General features: G+C 41.9%; 18 protein-coding genes and 1 pseudogene. 17 read left to right on the top strand and 2 right to left on the bottom strand.

Annotation, left to right across the window (positions count from 1 at the left end):
• Positions 1–53 precede the first annotated feature (53 nt).
• The 3 genes from MHN79_RS03335 to MHN79_RS03325 all read left to right on the top strand — a co-directional run bounded on the left by MHN79_RS03335 (position 54) and on the right by MHN79_RS03325 (position 1,387).
• Complete coding sequence (locus MHN79_RS03335; protein WP_152432389.1) at positions 54–251, top strand: hypothetical protein; 198 nt, start codon at positions 54–56, stop codon at positions 249–251.
• Positions 252–373: 122 nt separating this feature from the next.
• Positions 374–583, top strand: a complete 210-nt coding sequence (locus MHN79_RS03330; protein ID WP_239171714.1) for a DUF3283 family protein — start codon at positions 374–376, stop codon at positions 581–583.
• Between the two features lie 87 nt (positions 584–670).
• Positions 671–1,387, top strand: a complete 717-nt coding sequence (locus MHN79_RS03325) for a YebC/PmpR family DNA-binding transcriptional regulator (RefSeq protein WP_160928928.1) — start codon at positions 671–673, stop codon at positions 1,385–1,387.
• A gap of 159 nt (positions 1,388–1,546) precedes the next feature.
• Here MHN79_RS03325 and MHN79_RS03320 read toward each other — a convergent pair whose 3' ends face one another.
• Positions 1,547–2,437, bottom strand: a complete 891-nt coding sequence (locus MHN79_RS03320; RefSeq protein WP_239171713.1) for a DMT family transporter — start codon at positions 2,435–2,437, stop codon at positions 1,547–1,549.
• Positions 2,438–2,550: 113 nt separating this feature from the next.
• Between MHN79_RS03320 and MHN79_RS03315 the strand changes: the two genes are divergently transcribed.
• From MHN79_RS03315 to MHN79_RS03250, 14 genes and pseudogenes are all read left to right on the top strand, one after another.
• A complete protein-coding gene (locus tag MHN79_RS03315) occupies positions 2,551–3,039 on the top strand; it encodes a MarR family transcriptional regulator (RefSeq protein WP_239171712.1) in 489 nt (162 codons plus the stop codon).
• A gap of 123 nt (positions 3,040–3,162) precedes the next feature.
• Positions 3,163–3,681 (top strand): GNAT family N-acetyltransferase, encoded by a 519-nt coding sequence (locus MHN79_RS03310; protein ID WP_239171711.1) that lies wholly within the window; start codon positions 3,163–3,165, stop codon positions 3,679–3,681.
• 254 nt (positions 3,682–3,935) lie between these two features.
• Entirely contained in the window at positions 3,936–5,471 is a 1,536-nt protein-coding gene (locus MHN79_RS03305) for a methyl-accepting chemotaxis protein (protein WP_239171710.1), read from the top strand.
• A gap of 25 nt (positions 5,472–5,496) precedes the next feature.
• Positions 5,497–6,225: a transporter substrate-binding domain-containing protein gene (locus MHN79_RS03300; RefSeq protein WP_239171709.1), complete on the top strand. Its 729-nt coding sequence runs from the start codon at positions 5,497–5,499 to the stop codon at positions 6,223–6,225.
• 614 nt (positions 6,226–6,839) lie between these two features.
• Positions 6,840–7,721: a ubiquinol oxidase subunit II gene (gene cyoA / locus MHN79_RS03295; protein WP_152432397.1), complete on the top strand. Its 882-nt coding sequence runs from the start codon at positions 6,840–6,842 to the stop codon at positions 7,719–7,721.
• Between the two features lie 5 nt (positions 7,722–7,726).
• Entirely contained in the window at positions 7,727–9,760 is a 2,034-nt protein-coding gene (gene cyoB / locus MHN79_RS03290) for a cytochrome o ubiquinol oxidase subunit I (RefSeq protein WP_160928916.1), read from the top strand.
• Positions 9,750–10,352 (top strand): cytochrome o ubiquinol oxidase subunit III, encoded by a 603-nt coding sequence (cyoC, locus tag MHN79_RS03285; protein ID WP_239171708.1) that lies wholly within the window; start codon positions 9,750–9,752, stop codon positions 10,350–10,352. Before cyoB ends, cyoC begins: the two co-directional genes overlap by 11 nt.
• Complete coding sequence (gene cyoD / locus MHN79_RS03280) at positions 10,352–10,663, top strand: cytochrome o ubiquinol oxidase subunit IV (protein ID WP_114785271.1); 312 nt, start codon at positions 10,352–10,354, stop codon at positions 10,661–10,663. The genes cyoC and cyoD overlap by 1 nt, the downstream gene beginning before the upstream one ends.
• An 8-nt stretch (positions 10,664–10,671) precedes the next feature.
• A complete protein-coding gene (gene cyoE / locus MHN79_RS03275; RefSeq protein WP_239171707.1) occupies positions 10,672–11,538 on the top strand; it encodes a heme o synthase in 867 nt (288 codons plus the stop codon).
• A gap of 138 nt (positions 11,539–11,676) precedes the next feature.
• The gene (locus MHN79_RS03270) at positions 11,677–12,348 is read left to right on the top strand and encodes a DJ-1/PfpI family protein (protein WP_239171706.1); all 672 of its coding nucleotides are present in this window, start codon (positions 11,677–11,679) and stop codon (positions 12,346–12,348) included.
• Between the two features lie 212 nt (positions 12,349–12,560).
• Positions 12,561–14,492 carry a methyl-accepting chemotaxis protein gene (locus tag MHN79_RS03265; RefSeq protein WP_239171705.1) on the top strand — a complete coding sequence of 644 codons (1,932 nt, stop codon included), beginning with the start codon at positions 12,561–12,563 and terminating at the stop codon, positions 14,490–14,492.
• 148 nt (positions 14,493–14,640) lie between these two features.
• On the top strand, positions 14,641–14,964 hold the full coding sequence (locus MHN79_RS03260) for a GNAT family N-acetyltransferase (protein WP_239171704.1): 324 nt from the start codon (positions 14,641–14,643) through the stop codon (positions 14,962–14,964).
• 152 nt (positions 14,965–15,116) lie between these two features.
• Positions 15,117–15,254, top strand: a pseudogene (locus MHN79_RS03255) (GNAT family N-acetyltransferase); the annotation flags it as partial.
• Positions 15,255–15,398: 144 nt separating this feature from the next.
• Positions 15,399–16,193: an MBL fold metallo-hydrolase gene (locus tag MHN79_RS03250; protein WP_239171703.1), complete on the top strand. Its 795-nt coding sequence runs from the start codon at positions 15,399–15,401 to the stop codon at positions 16,191–16,193.
• A gap of 23 nt (positions 16,194–16,216) precedes the next feature.
• Here the strand turns inward: MHN79_RS03250 and MHN79_RS03245 are convergent, their stop codons facing one another.
• Positions 16,217–17,068, bottom strand: a complete 852-nt coding sequence (locus MHN79_RS03245) for an alpha/beta hydrolase (RefSeq protein ID WP_239171702.1) — start codon at positions 17,066–17,068, stop codon at positions 16,217–16,219.
• Positions 17,069–17,131: the final 63 nt, after the last annotated feature.

The raw sequence follows: 17,131 nt of genomic DNA, 5'->3' as shown, positions 1-17,131 counted from the left end.
GTATGGTTTTGCTATACGTTAGCTGTCACTGCATGGTTTTTTCGGAGGTTATAATGTCCATTAATTCTATTGACCATGATGAAATGACTGAGATCACTGACAAGTGGGATATCAATGATGAAGTTGAGTCACAAAAGCCAAACAAAAGTGTTAAATCAGCACAAGCTCGCAGACGCATCGAAGCCTTAAAGGAAATCCGTGAAAGTGGATTGACACTTGAAGAAGCGAAAGAACTCGGCATATGGCACTGAGACCTCAACTTTTCAAACAGTCTAAGAAGGGTGGCAATTAAGCCACCCTTAGTTTTGTATGCCAAATGGGTAGGATATTGTGTTATAGTGCCCCCACACTGGTAAACTGACTTTGTGTTGAAATGTCGATAAATCTGTCTACACTCCCAGCAAAAGACAAAAACGAAATAGAGCTTGATAAGCAGGCATCGTTTCTCGTTTGGAAACTGAGAGAAGCAAAAGCTAGTCCGGAAGAAATAACGCGTAGTGCTGATAAAATTCAAGATCCTGACGAGAGAAATATGTTCCTTGAGTCCATCGCCAAATATAAGCGGATCATGGGACTTGGTTGAGGCATTCTTGCTTTATATTGTAAATTGAAATGGTTTTGTTTTTTGCTAAAATCCTCCGCGTTCATTTGATTTAGAGAGAATATCCCGATGGGAAGAAGTTTTGAAGTGCGTAAAGCCTCCATGGCTAAAACTCAAGGCGCAAAAATTAAGGTTTATTCCAAATACGGTAAAGAAATTTACATGTGTGCCAAGAATGGCGGTTCCGATCCGGACATGAACCTTTCACTAAAACACCTTATTACTAAAGCGAAAAAAGATCAGGTTCCGGCACACGTGATCGATAAAGCTATTGATAAAGCTTGTGGTGGTGGTGGTGAAGACTATCAGCCAGCGCGCTATGAAGGTTTTGCTCCTGGTGGTGCTAGCGTCATTGTTGATTGTCTCACAGACAATGGGAACCGCACTTTTCAAGATGTTCGTCAATGCTTTGTTAAGACAGGTGCAAAAATTGGTTCTCCTGGTACAACCGCTCATATGTTTGACCATCAAGCGGTATTTCAGTTTAAAGGCGAAGATGAAGAAGCCGTACTTGAAGCGCTTATGATGGCTGATGTTGATGTGACAGACATTGAGCTTGAAGAAGGAGTCATTACTGTATTTGCTCCTCATACTGAATTCTTCAAAGCTAAAACAGCGCTTAATGCTGAATATCCAGAGTTAAACATGGAGGTTGAAGAGATCACCTTTGTGCCTCAGAACCATACTCCCGTTACTGGCGAAGATGCTGAGAAATTTCAAAAGTTCCTAGATCTTTTAGATGACTGTGATGATGTTCAGCAGGTTTATCACAACGCTGAAATTTAAGTTAGTTTCATTGAAGAAAAACCGAGTTTTTGAAACTCGGTTTTTTTATAATTTTGTTCGCCAGAATTCTCTAAAATCGGTTTACACTGTAAACACTATGCTTTCTCATGAATAAAATACTACCAAATTGATAGTCTAGTTAGTGCGGCCACACATTGTCTAATTGGAATTAGGCAAAGGTTTATTTTGCCTGATAGCGAGTATTATTTGAGGTAGAAGAGACATGGCTATCATCCCTGCCATGAGGCTGTACTGGAAGGAGGTAAAGGACTCACCAAGTAATATCAATCCTGATATAATTCCAGCTACCGGATTTGCAATACCGCCAAATGTGAAGTCCACCACCGTCATGTGTTGTAGTAGCCAGACGTACATACCATACCCAAGAGCAGTGTTTAAACCAATTACCCATAGTAAGCCAGCGCCATTTCGTATCGAAAAATGATTTATAACAGCAGAATATCGATCCGGAGAAGAACTGGCATCAAGGATCGCGATTACCGATAGTAAGCAGCCTCCAAGAATCATTTGCCAAGTTAATACCGTCCACCAATGGATTCTATTCCCCAAGGATTTAGTAATCGTACTACCAACAACGATACACATAATAGCGCAAAGCATGGCTAACAGTCCGAGTGGTTCAAGTGATATTTGGCTTGGCGAAAATAGTAGCCAAGCAAGCATAACCAAAATGGCACCAGATAAAGCTTGAATGAATGTGGGCTTATGTTTATGCACAAGCCAGTGGTACAACATAGCAAATACAGGTACAGATACCATACCGACTCCTGATATTGCTGAGGGTAATGACTGCGCCATAATGAAGATTAAACAAAAGAAAGCCGCGATATTAATTAATCCAAGCTTTAGTAGGCTCGGTAAATCCTCACCTTTAGGTAGTGAAGGTTTTAAGGCTAATAACAGCAGTCCAGCAGGCAATGCTCTGAGTGCTCCGAGCAAAAGAGGAGGCCAATCAGCCAAGGTATATTGGGTAACCGCATACGTTGTACCCCAGAAAAAAGCGGGAATCATTGCCAGTAGTATATTCATGATAATTTATCTTTATGTTAAGATACATTTCCGAAATGTACGCTTTTAGTGTGCTATTGTAAAGTATCTTAATGTGAAGATATTTAATTAGCAAAGATTTGAGAGAAAAGGTTATGGATGCAGTTGATCGATTGGTAGCGCAATGGGCGAGAGAAAAACCTGATCTAGAGACCGAACCTATGGCTATCATGGGAAGGCTTCTTAGAGTGAGTAAATATATGGAAGCTCAAGTTGCACAACTTCATAAACAGTACGGCTTAACATTCGGAGAGTTTGATGTGTTAGCAACACTGCGTCGCAGTGGCAAACCATTTCAATTGACCCCGTCTGAGCTTATTGATTCTATGATGTTGACCTCAGGAGCAATGACAAACCGCTTGGATAAACTAACTTCCAAAGGTTTGATAACAAGACAAAGCAACCAATCTGATCGTCGTAGTTTGCCCGTCCAACTGACAAAACAAGGTATTGTACAGATTGATAGAATCCTAGAAGAGCATGTGCAAATGCAAAGTCAGTTAGTAAAGGGGTTGAGCCAAGAGCAAAAAAAGCAAATAAACCAAAATCTGAAATGTTTGATGTATGAATTAGAGAGTAGCTAAGGGAAGACGAAATGATTTACTCTTTTATATCTTTGATAAATTTATTATTCTAGGGCTATCTTTCTCATTATCATTTCTACATCCTTTTTGGCTTTTACACTGTAAACATAAAGTGGAGAAATAATGCAACCAAGTATTGAGACGCCGAGACTACTTTTAAGACCCTTTCGTCTATCAGATAGTCAGAGAGTTGCGTTACTGGCTGGCCAAAAAATTATTTCAGATATGACAGCAAATATCCCCCATCCCTACACCGAGGAAATGGCAATGGAGTGGATAGGGACTCATTCAGAGAAATTTGAGCATAAAAGCGCGGTTATTTATGCTATTACCATCAAAGGAAGCGATAGCATTGTTGGTGCGGTAAGTTTTCCTTTCCTAAAGGATGGGGTTGCTACTTTAGGATACTGGTTAGGAACTGACCATTGGGGAAAGGGAATTGCTCTAGAAGCTTCGCAAGCTCTGATAGGCTGCGCAAAGCGTGAGCTCAAGGTTTCTGAAGTTGAAGCCCAGCATCTTGCTAACAATCATCAGTCTAGCTCTGTGATCAGAAAACTTGGAATGCAGTATAAAGAAAATCGCTTTGTCCAAGTCAGAGGAAAACTCCAAGAGGTATGTGTTTATCGTAGCTCTATAGTCTGACCTAATTCTTAAATACATCCTTGTTTATCTTTTATCTCACTTCCGGATTTCATCTTCATTGGCTTTTACGCTGACACGTGAGTTTAGGCACGATTTAACGAATAGTTAAAATACTTCACATTTAACCCCTACATAAAACACAATGCTATCAATGGTATATAATGTGATCTCAATCTCATTTATAATCCTATTTGATAATTAATTAATCAGTTACTACTTTTTTAGTAACTGCCGAAAATCATGAGGGGTAAGTTTTGAAAAGGTTAAAGGTAGTATTTATTGTTCAAGTGATTGTAGCACTGACCTTTGTGCTGCTTGTTTCTGCGTTTATTAAATATCAGACTTTCAAAGGAAACTTACACCAAGAGTTAGAAATCAATGTGCAAAATACCAGTCAACGCATGTCGATAAGTCTTCCAAAAGCGGTGTGGGACTTTGACTTGGATACTGCCAAAGTTGCAATGTCTGCTGAACTTGATTTACCTGAGATTTCTGCAATTCAACTTATTGATGCTCAAGGTAGCGAATTGCTATTTTTGACGAAGGAAGGAGAGGGCGAAGAGAAACAGCTTGTTGACGTAACCAATAAAGATGCCTTCCCAGAAGAATTGAGCCAAACTACGGAACTTACCTTTGTTGATTACGGAGAAGAAAATAACGTTGGTAAGGTCGTTGTATACTTCGATACCCACGCTATGGATGCTAAGCTTGCCGATTCCCTTCGTACAAGCATCATAGAGCTTGTTGTGTTGGATCTGATTATTTCGATTGTAATCATTCTGGCCCTCTCAATTACGGTATTAAGGCCGATATCTCAATTAACGGAAGTTATAAAGGATCTCGCATCTGGTGATGGGGATCTAACCAATAAATTGGCTCCGGCAAAGTACCGAGAATTCGATGCTATCACAAACGGTATTAATACATTTACAGAATCCCTACGGGTTATTGTAAAAGAAGTGAATGAATCTTCTGAAGCGCTCGGTGAGAAAGCCCAGGCTAATGGAGCAACGGCGCGAAAAAATGCTGATAGTCTAGATTCGCAGAAGCACCAGTTGACGACAGTAGCGGCTGCAGCGACAGAGCTCAACCAGTCAGTGGCTATTGTTGCTGACACTGCCTCTGAAACAGCAGATCAGGCACAGACGGCTACAGGGCTTGCCTCTAGCGTTAATGATGCAATAGAAAGCTCAGCCACAGACATTATTAACATGCGTGAAGAGATGAATCATGTTAATGCCGAAATGCACATCTTGATAGAAGAAGGTGAGAAGATCACTACCGTCCTTAACGTTATTAATGACATTTCTGAACAAACCAACTTACTTGCTCTCAACGCAGCGATCGAGGCGGCTCGAGCTGGCGAGCAAGGACGAGGGTTTGCTGTGGTTGCCGATGAAGTTCGTAACCTTGCGGTAAAAACCAGTGAGTCGACAGAACAGATTCAGAAAAATATTACCGCCTTGGGGTCGGCGACTAAATCAGTCGAAGATGAACTTACCCGTATTGCAACGCTTTTAGAAGACACAGCAGCAAGAGTAAGTGAATCTCAAGACTCTGTCGGGGAAGTTCAGAGCCTAATCACCATAATATCTGATCGCAGTGGTCAAATATCACAGGCTACTGATGAACAAAGAATGGCGGTCGAAGAAATAAGTCGAGCGATTGTCGAAGCGTCTGAAGCGACGAATGAAGTGGCGTCAGGTGCTGATCAAAATGCACAAACAACAGAGGAAGTGCTTAGCTTAAGCCAGAGTATTGCAAGCCATATGTCTAAATTCCGAACTTAAGTTAGATAATTATCGAGGACCTGTTATGAAAAACCTTTTATTACTGGCTGTTGCGGCCCTTTTTTCGGTGCAGAGTGTTGCTGCAACCGTAACAGCAGCTCAAGATCCATGGGCTCCCTTTGTCCAAAAAGATACCAGTAGTCCCGGGGTTTCGGTTGAAATTTTAACCGAAGCGATGAAAACACAGGGCTATGACGTAGATTTTAAAATAATGCCCTGGACTCGAGCGTTAAACGAAGTTAAAGATGGAAGAATTGATATATTGGTTGCCACATGGTTTACCAACGAAAGAACGGCTTTTCTCAACTACAGTGAACCTTATCTTGAAAACTCACTCAAGTTTATTAAACGTAAAGGTGATGCTTTTGAATACAATGGTATGGAGAGTTTATCGGGTAAAACGGTAGGTATTATTCGCAATTACGGTTACGGCGATGATTTTCTTGGTGCAAGCAACTTTAAGAAACCTGAAGCTAACGATTTAGTCTCCAATGCGAAGAAGCTGGTTGCCAAACGGATTGACCTAACGTTAGAAGATGAATTAGTGGCCAAGTCGACCTTATCCGGAGCGGGGATGAATCTGGCTGACTTCGAGTTTACTAAAAACGCTTTGTCGGTTAATCCACTGCATGTCACTTCTGGTAAAGCGAACTCCAACAATGGTAAATACATTGATGCGTTCAATAAAGGGTTAGCGGAAATAAAATCGAACGGAACCTTTGATAAAATTTTGGCCAAGTATGGCATCAAGTAATTGATGTAGAGACGATAATAGGTTGGGGCTGATAACACAGAGCGTGTGTTATCAGCCCCAAAAATATAAGCCAAGTTTCCCAGTCCTTACCTTGGGGCATTCGCTCTTTCTGAACTTTATTATTTGCCCTACTCTTGAATGTGTTAAGCGCTTAAATAAAGCATCTAAATACCTTATTAATACTATGTGATCTTATATTTGTGATTTTTATCACTATCTTAAATTGGTGGTGGTTTATGTCTTTTTTGATTAAATACTGAACGATGTCGGTTTTGTTGTTTTTTGTTTAGTTATTGTTATTTAATGATTTTGTCTCTATATCCATTCATTTTCTATTGACTCTTTTCTTTTTATTTTCATTAATGAAATGTTAGTTTACGCATACGAGGGGTGAGCTTCGATCTTGATCTAAGCATAATGCGCCCCTTGTAACATTCTCCTTCAAAGTGTAAAGAATAATCCGCATAAATAGCATGGTTATTAACTATTTTGCTGATTTGTTTACTTTGTTCTTTGTATCAGTGTTACACGCTCAACACATAAACATTCTAATGAATATAACAACTGAGCTTCAGTTTATTTAAGCTGGACTCGGACAAACATCGAGAAAGTTAATGGAAGCCTCAAGATATAAACGCATCTTGTCTAGAGGAAGTTTGGCGACGGCCATTCTTTTTTTATCTGGGTGTAATTCTGCTTTACTTGACCCTAAAGGCGCTATTGGCGTTCAAACAAAAGAGCTCATAATTACGGCCCTTTTGTTGATGCTAATTGTTGTCATACCCGTGATTCTAATGACAGTGTATTTCGCATACCGATACCGAGATACGAATACTGATCAAGAGTATGCGCCTGACTGGTCACATTCGACTAAGATAGAACTGGTCGTATGGACGATTCCTATCATTATCATCGCTATTCTTGCCGTTATAACATGGCGTTCAACACACGAGCTTGAGCCTTCTAAGCCTCTTGAAAGTGACGTTAAACCTATGACGATTGAAGTAGTGTCGCTTGACTGGAAATGGTTGTTTATCTATCCGGAAGAGAACATTGCTACTGTCAACTATGTCGCTTTTCCTAAAGATGTACCTGTGACGTTTAGACTCACCTCTGACAACATCATGAACGCATTCTTTATCCCACGTTTAGGCTCTCAGATTTACGCTATGCCAGGTATGGTAACCAAGCTGAACTTGATTGCTAATCATGAAGGTAACTTTAAAGGTTTTGCTTCTAACTATAGCGGTGAAGGTTTCTCTCAGATGAAATTTACTGCATCAGCACTGACTGACCGAGCTGCTTTCCTTAACTGGGTTCAAGAAGTGAAGTCTAGTCCAGATCGAATCGAAGACTGGGAACAGTTCAGAACTTTGGCCGAGCCAAGTATTGCAGAACCCGTCACTCTATTCTCAAGTGTTCCGCCATTTTTGTTTACTGATGTCGTGACACAGCATCCTGGTTCAATGAACTGTTTGCCTGAAAACCAAGGATAATCGAAATGTTTGGAAGATTAACTCTAGACTCAATTCCTTATCATGAGCCCATTATTGTTATTACCTTAGCCGTGGTTGCTTTGGTTGGTTTAGCGGTAATGGTCGCGATAACAAAAGCAGGGAAATGGCAGTACCTGTGGAACGAATGGTTTACGTCAGTAGACCACAAGAAGCTTGGCTTCATGTACATAGCTGTGGCTATGATAATGCTTATTCGTGGCTTCGCTGATGCCGTCATGATGCGTAGCCAACAATTGCTCTCTTCTGCTGGGGAAGCGGGCTACTTACCGCCGCATCACTATGATCAGATCTTTACTGCTCACGGCGTAATAATGATTTTCTTTGTTGCTATGCCATTAGTAATCGGTTTGATGAACATTATCGTACCATTACAAATTGGTGCTCGTGATGTGGCTTTCCCTTATTTGAACAACCTGAGCTTCTGGCTATTTATTGTGGGTGTTATTCTCACCAATATGTCGCTTGGGTTAGGTGAATTTGGTCAAACAGGTTGGCTAGCTTACCCTCCACTGTCTGGTATCGAGGCCAGTCCGGGGGTCGGGGTCGACTATTGGATTTGGGCGCTGCAGATATCTGGGGTGGGCACAACGTTAACTGGCGTAAACTTCTTTGTGACTATCTTGCGTATGCGTACGCCTTCTATGCCAATCATGAAGATGCCAGTATTCACTTGGGCTTCTTTGTGTGCCAACATCCTTATCATCATCTCGTTCCCAATCTTAACGGTTACCATTGCGCTTCTAACGCTGGATAGATACTTAGGCTTCCACTTCTTCACCAATGATCTTGGCGGCAACGTTATGATGTACGTCAACTTGATTTGGGCTTGGGGTCACCCAGAAGTGTACATCTTAGTTCTGCCTATTTTCGGAGTGTTCTCAGAAGTTACGGCAACGTTCTCACGCAAGAAATTGTTTGGTTATACCTCTTTGGTATGGGCGACTGTCGTCATTACCATCCTTGCGTTTGTGGTTTGGTTACATCACTTCTTTACCATGGGCTCAGGTGCAAATGTCAACGCCTTCTTTGGTATCGCCACTATGATCATTTCCATCCCAACCGGGGTGAAGATTTTCAACTGGCTATTTACCATGTACAAAGGCCGTATCCGCTTTACTACACCAATGATGTGGACAGTTGGCTTCCTTATCACCTTCAGTGTTGGTGGCATGACAGGTGTATTGATGGCGGTTCCTGGTGCTGATTTTGTACTTCACAACTCAGTATTCCTAATTGCCCACTTCCATAATGTTATTATTGGCGGTGTAGTATTTGGCTGTTTTGCTGCGATCACCTATTGGTTCCCGAAAGCAACTGGTTTCATGATGAATGAAACTTGGGGTAAACGCGCTTTCTATTTGTGGATCATCGGCTTCTTGATGGCGTTCTTACCTCTATACGCGCTTGGCTTTATGGGGATGACTCGCCGCTTGAGTCAAGATATTAACCCTGAATTCTTCCCTCTACTTGCCGTTGCAGCTGCGGGTACTGCGGTTATCGCTATGGGTGTTCTCTGTCAATTTATTCAGATTTATGTGAGTATTCGTGACCGAGACCAGAATCGCGATCTTACTGGCGACCCATGGGGTGGACGTACTTTTGAGTGGGCGACCTCGTCACCACCACCATTCTACAACTTTGCTCACCTGCCAAAAGGTGATGAACTGGATGCATTCTGGTATCAAAAGCAAAATGGTGAGTTTGATCCAACCAAAGAGGTTGAATACGAGCGTATTCATATGCCTAAGAACACACCGACAGGAATCTATGTTTCTGCATGGGCTTTAGTGTTTGGCTTTGCAATGATTTGGTACATCTGGTGGCTAGCCGCTGCAAGTTTTGTGGGCATTGTCGTCGCTTGTATCCAACACAGTTACAATGACGATGTGGATTACTACGTGGAAGTAGAAGAAATCAAAGCGATTGAAGCAGAGCGCCGTGCTCAGCTTGAAGAAGCAAAGAAACAATCTCCACAAGGTGATAAGAAAGATGATCTGGAGGTAACGTATGCAAGCTAATTCTGTATCTCACGGTCATCATGATCACCATCATGATACGAACGGTAATAAACTGTTCGGCTTTTGGGTTTACTTGATGAGTGACTGTGTATTGTTCGCAACTCTATTTGCAACATACGCAGTACTTGAAACAGGCTCAATTAGTGGCCCTACTGGTAAAGACATCTTTGAGCTACCATTCGTGTTCGTTGAAACCATGTTACTGCTGTTTAGTAGTATTACTTTTGGTTTTGGCATGATCGCAATGAAACGCCAAGATGTCGCTGGGCTCAAGCGTTGGTTGAAAGTAACCTTCCTACTTGGCCTTGGCTTTATTGGCATGGAAATTTACGAATTTCATCATCTAATCGCCGCAGGCCATGGCCCAGAGAAGAGCGCTTTCTTGTCCGCTTTCTTCACTCTAGTGGGTACTCACGGTCTTCACGTAACCTTTGGTCTTATCTGGCTAGCAGTGTGCTATCACCAGCTTTCAACCAAGGGACTTAACGATAACATGGCGATGCGCTTTAACTGCTTAAGCCTGTTCTGGCACTTCCTCGATATTGTATGGATTTGTGTTTTCACTATCGTTTACTTGCTGGGGGTAATGTAATGGCTCAACATTTGGAAACAGGTGCTTCAGATTATGTTAAAGGCTTTATTGCTTCTTTAATCTTGACAGTCATACCTTTCTATTTTGTCTGGTCTCAATCACTTCCTGATACGGCAACTTATGTCTTATTGTTTGGTTGTGCGATTGTGCAGATTTTCGTCCACTTTAAGTACTTCTTGCATATGGAAGTCAAAACTGAAGATGGGCAGTGGAACTTTGTATCGCTAATGTTTACCGCCATTGTTGTACTGATCTTAATCGCAGGTTCTGTGTGGATCATCTACAACATGACCGTGAACATGAAGTTGTAGGTCGGAGCATGCTGAAAAGTTATTTGTCTATTACTAAACCAGGCATCATTTTCGGCAACCTGATATCTGTTGCGGCGGGGTTCTTCCTTGCCGCAAAAACAGAGAACGTCAGTGTAGCTCTATTATTGGCAACCCTTGCTGGGGTAGGGCTAGTGATTGCATCGGGTTGTGTGGTAAACAACATTTTCGATCGAGATATCGATCAGAAAATGAAGCGCACACAAAATCGGGAGCTTGCCAAAGGAAACATTAATATTGATGTTGCTTTTATTTACTCTCTCGTCTTATTACTCGTTGGAACGGCCATTTTATTTCAGATGGCTAACCCTCTCTCTGCAGTAGTGGTTTTACTTGGCTACGTATTTTACGTTTTCTTCTACACTATGTGGTACAAGCGCACTTCTGTATACGGTACCTTGGTTGGCAGCATCTCTGGTGCTGTCCCACCACTTGTTGGTTACTTAGCGGTGACTAATTACATAAGTACGGAGGCTGTTCTGCTCTTTGCTATGTTTTGCTTGTGGCAAATGCCTCACTCTTATGCCATTGCTATGTTCCGCATGCAAGACTACCGAGATGCTGGTATTCCGGTGTTGCCAGTTAAAGAAGGAATTAGCAAAGCTCATCGTCACATGAAAGCTTATGTTGTGGCCTTTGCTGCGATATCATTCGCGTTATTTGTGTTAGGTGAAGCGGGTTATGAGTACTTGGCAGTTACTGCGATCGCTTGCTTTTCGTGGATGAAAGTAACCTTTAAAAAAGTTGATGAGGATAACTATATTCCTTGGTCAAAAACCGTATTTAAAGTGTCCTTATTAGTTGTGATGGGAGTTAGCGGCGTTCTTGGCGTTGAGCTGATCTCACTACCTATCTAAAAACAGCGGCCCCTTTTTGTTTTGCTAAGCCTAAGTATTGGCTGTAAAAGCCCGATATTTGTTCAGGCATGTTTGTGTAAGTAAAATAGAAAGGGGCGCTTTTCCTCTCAGAACCCTCATATCAAGGAGATTACTGCAATGAGTAATCAGACAGAAGCAAGTAAACTTACTTCATGCAAAGATGTAACTAGTACTTCAAAAAAGCTTATCGTTGCAACGCTTCTATATCCTGATTTTGAACTACTGGATGTTTTTGGTCCTTTGGAAATGTTTGGTATGTCTCGCTTCATTAACCAAAACCTTGAGCTCAAATTCGTTTCCCAGACTGGTGGTGCTGTCGCAAGTAGCGCAGGGCCTAAGAGCGTCTGCGATTACTGTTTTAGTGACTTTGAAACGTGCGATATTTTGATGGTTCCTGGCGGGTTAGGGTCAAGACAAGAAGTCAATAACAAGGAACTGATTGACTGGGTCCAAGCTCAGAGTGAGCGAGCAACTTATGTTGTATCAGTTTGCACAGGTGCCGCGATACTGGCTCAAGCCGGTGTTTTGTCCAATCACTGCGCGACGACAAACAAAATTGCCTTTGACTGGGTACAAGGTTTCAGTGCTTCAACAAATTGGCATAAGAAAGCACGCTGGGTTAAATCAGGCAATATTTATACTTCCTCCGGTGTCTCCGCTGGAACCGATATGTCTCTTGCTATATTAGAGCACTTGTATGGTCGTGAGCATGCAGAAAAAATCGCGCATCTGACGGAATACGTCTGGAATCATGACCCAGACAATGATGGCTTTGCCATTGAGCCATAACATCCTTCTCGTATCACTTTCACCATGAGGAGCCAGATAGCTGTCTCTCCCGTTACCCACGGAACTATCTATCTCACATCCGTTTCCTACCATTATCATCGAAGTACTTTCACAACTTATGTGAATAAAACCATTTGAATTGTCGTGGGTAGATCCTAGGCTTACTAAGTATCGCTCTATAACTATCATTTCAATCCAATCGGTGAGTGCAAATGCAGTTTTTATATAATCTAAAAATGGGTTTTAAGCTATCTGGTGCCTTTGGCTTACTGGTTATTATGACAGCGGTTGTAACCTTAAATGGCATGATGGGAATGTCTCGCTTCAATAGTGAAGTAGAGATCGCCGATGATTTTAATCGAATCGTCAAATACACTGGTGAAATTCGCATTGCTGAAAAAAATCTCGCCTTGCGTAATGACGAAGCTTATGCTGGAGAAATTAAAGATCTTATTTCCAAGAGCAATGCTCTAGCAGGTGTTTTACAGGGCAGAGTTAGCGAAGCCAAGGTTAAAGATTTGCTTAATGAGGTGGTTGACTCTTTAAATGCATACCAAGCTGCTTTGGATCAATATGTATCTCAGAGAAGGCAGCAAGCCAAAGCTGGTGAAGATATGCGTAAGTACGCAAGACAGGTCGATGAAATCGTGGCCAACATTCGTATTATCGAAAAGCAGGAAGTCGAACAACTTTTTGAATTTAATGCGCCACCTGAAGAAATTTTGACCTCAATTAAAATCGCTGATGATGCAAATCGAATGATCAAATGGATGTTAGAAGCAAGGCGAGCTGAGAAAAACTTCATTTTGTCTGGCGATGAGCAATCAATAAAGAATGTTCGTGACACCTTATCGGATATGTATTTATTGATGAAAAGCTTCCCTGAGGATACCCCAAAGCTTAAAGAGTTAGAAAGTGCAATACTGCTGTATCAACAGGCTTTTGATAACTATCTTTCCGTTAACAAGCAAAGTGTTGAAACTAATAAACTTATGTTAACTGAAGCTAGAGATGTCGAAAACTTGACCTCTGAAGCACGTAAGATTGGTAAGGCGATGCTCAAAGACTTTGAAGAGAATTTGGGTGTGACCAACCTGTTGATTGCATTGGTCGCCATTCTTCTTGGGGTGGGGATTTCTATGCTAATGACGAGATTAACCGTACCACCCCTTAAAAGTGCTGTAGAAGCCAGTCAGCGCATTGCTTCTGGCGATCTTGGCGTTGTCATTGAAGTCAATCGAAACGATGAGATTGGTGAACTACTGTGTGCGATCGCGACCATGACAGAACAGCTTCGAGATATGATTGGCAACTTGTCGACCAATATTGAAAGTATTGCCAACTCATCAGAGGATCTATCGTCCCTGACAACCAAAACGAGTGAAGGTGTCGGGCAGCAGAAGCAAGATATTGATCAGGTTGCCACTGCAATGACTCAGATGAGCTCGTCAGCTCATGAAGTTGCACAAAAAGCCAATACCACGTCAGATGCAGCGAATTTAGCAAATTCTCAAACCGTAAAAGGTAATGAGCTTATCAGTACAACCGTTGATGGAATGAATCAACTTGCTGTAGCCATAGGGCAGTCTCAAGAGGTAATTCAGCGAGTAAAAGGGGACAGCGAAAATATAGCGACTATTTTGGACGTGATTAAAAATATTTCTGATCAAACCAATTTGTTGGCTTTAAACGCTGCGATTGAAGCGGCTCGCGCTGGCGAGCATGGTCGAGGCTTTGCGGTGGTTGCTGATGAAGTGCGCTCTCTTGCCCAAAAAACCCAAGAATCTACGGTCGAAATCGAGAAAATGATAGAAGTGCTCAAATCTGGCGCCGAATCCGCGGTTGCAGAAATGGTGAAAAGTAAGAAGCAGGTCGACGGTATGGTAGAGCAAACAGAAAAGGTCAAAGAGTCTTTGTCATCGATTTCAAACGAAGTAAGCACGATTACCGAAATGAACGCTCAAATTGCTCAGGCGGTTAACGAGCAGGGAGAGGTCGCGGAAGATGTCAGTCAACGTATGAATACGATTAGTGATGTTGCAGATCAGACCTCTAGTGCCTCTGATCAAACTTCCGAATCCAGTCGCAACCTTGCCAGAGTTGGCGAAGAGCTCAAACGTTTGAGCAGCTTCTTTAAAATGTGAGTAAGGCATCTTTTTGTCTAAGGCAGTTTAATTTCAGATTACACTGCCTTTTTCTACTGTCCATATCACGTTATTTCTATATTAAACTCTAAAGTCATGATATTTTTAATAAAAATATTATTTGTGTCAGTTTTTTGATAGAGGATATATGGAAGTTTACGTTCAAATCAGTAAAGAAATACAAGAGTCTGAAGTCGTAAGTTTGTATCGAGAGAATGGGTGGTCTTCAGCACAATGCCCCGACAAGCTGATACCGGCATTATTGAATTCAGACACTTTAGTTACCGCAAGGGTAAATAATGAGTTGATAGGGCTGGGTAACGCAATATCCGATGGTTCTCTTGTTGTGTATTATCCTCATTTACTCGTTCACCCAAATTATCAGGGGCTGGGTGTTGGGCGAAAAGATAATGCAAGTCATGCAAACCAAGTATCAGAGTTTTCACCAGCAAATGTTAACCTCAGATATTGAAGCGGTTGAGTTTTACAAGGCTCTTGGTTTTGAACGAGCTGGGAAAACTGAGCCTATGTGGATTTATGCTGGAGACGATCATTAAATTCCATACATTATAAGGAAAGCCATTATTTTTATATGTTTTTATGGATGTTTACAAGGAAGTTCCAATGAACCTTATCTATCGCAGTGCCAACTTAGATGATTTAGCCAGTTTGGTATCCCTTCTTGCCGATGATGAACTAGGGAGTCAAAGAGAAGATGCAAGCATGCCTCTCAATGAATCCTACATATCGGCATTTAAAGCAACCCACGAGGGGTTCAAGCTGTTGTTACCACAATAATTAATACTCAAAAAAATACAATATCATAGTCCGTCTCGCTTATGAGAATGCCTTGTTGACTAAAATAATAATTACCTTGTTCAAAATTTGAACGCAAAGGAGGCATTAATGACCAGTCAGGTTATCCAGCATTTTTTCCATTCTGATTCCGGTAGTATCAGTTATGTCGTGGCCGATTCTGATACCAACGAATCAATTATTATTGACCCTGTAGCCGATTACGATGAAGACCATGGCAAAATTAGTTTTGAATCTACACAAAGTATCGTTGAATACGTAGAACAACACCACCTTCACGTAACGGCGATTTTAGAAACGCACATCCATGCTGATCACTTGTCTGGTTGTTTTCATCTCAGTAAAGTCTTTAGAGCTCCCATCTATATTTCTGATCATGTCAAAGAGGTATATGCAAGTTGGAAAGACGAGCTTTGTTTATCCGAGCTCTATCACTTCGAGCATTTTCTGATGGAAGATGAGCACTTAGACTTTGGTCATTCACATTTGGAAGTGATTGAAACTCCGGGGCATACTGCATCTGATCTGACATTTAAGATCGGCGATGCTATTTTTGTAGGTGATTCGCTGTTTCACCATGGAACAGGTAGAACAGATTTTCCTGGAGGCAGCGCAGAGCAAATGTATGAGTCCCTTTCCAAACTCTATGCGCTAAAAGACTCGACGGCGGTATATCTCTGCCACAATTATCCGAATATAGAGAATGAGTTGGTCTACAAGACAACTATCGGTGAAGAAAAACACGAAAATGTTATGATGAGTGAGCACACGACACAACAAGATTTTGTCACTCTCAGAGAAAGCCGAGATCATCAGCTGTCCAAGCCAAAACTGCTCTCTCCTGCACTGGAATACAATCTGACCGCAGGTAAGCCACACCATTAGGCGAGGCTATTGGGAGCGGGTGTTTATCTAGAGACGAATTCGATCATTGAATGGGTAAACGCCTCTGGTTGCTCTAGCATGGGCGTATGCCCGCAATGTGCAATCGTTTTAATCTGGGCGTTCTTAAAACTTGGCTCAATCCTTGACCATGACGATATTGGTGCAATGCTGTAGTCTTGCTCTCCTCCCAAAATTAAAATGGGAATTTTTAAGGATTGGGCGTATTGGCCTATTTCAACGCTGGAAAATACGTAACCCCACAAGATGTCGAGGATCTGAGTTTGCATTTTGACCTCATGCCACAGAGGTCGTTCATCATAGCTGACATCAAACCATCGCATTGCACCTAGCCTGAAGCATAGATGAGCAAATTTACGCTTTGGCTCTTGCTTGATATCTTTCTCGAGTTGTGGGAAGTTCTTTTCGAAAACAGATTTACGGCTGGGGCTTGCATTGTTTTGCCAATGTTCCATTTGCAGTGTCTGCATCTCTTCAGAAAGGCTAGGCGCCGCGCCGACGATAGCACAGCCCAGTACTTTGTTAGGGTAACGATGACAAAAATCCAATGCCATATAGGCGTGACCGGAATGACCCAGCACCCAGCTTGTTTCGACGCCCAGATTTCGCAAAATTGCTTCGGTATCTGATGATATCTTCTCAAGCGATGCATCATCATGGGTAACATCCCGATTACACTCGGCGAACCCTCTGTGATCAATGAAAATGCAGCGAAAATGGTCGTAAATCATATCGGGCATAGTGCGCTGGTAATAGTCTGCGCTGCCTATGATGAGTAAATTTAGACCTTGCCCCTGTTCGATGATTTTTAATCTAAAACCGTCACGATCGACAAAATGAACCTGCTTGTTTTGCATGTTTGCTCCTTAGCACAATGGTAAAAAAGATTGATAGTCGATGTAAAGTGAGGTGCGTCAGTG

Source organism: Vibrio sp. Of14-4, assembly GCF_022347625.1.
Lineage (GTDB): Bacteria > Pseudomonadota > Gammaproteobacteria > Enterobacterales > Vibrionaceae > Vibrio > Vibrio pristinus.
The sequence above is the reverse complement of the archived record's forward strand: the minus strand, read 5'-3'. Positions and strand labels throughout refer to the sequence as shown.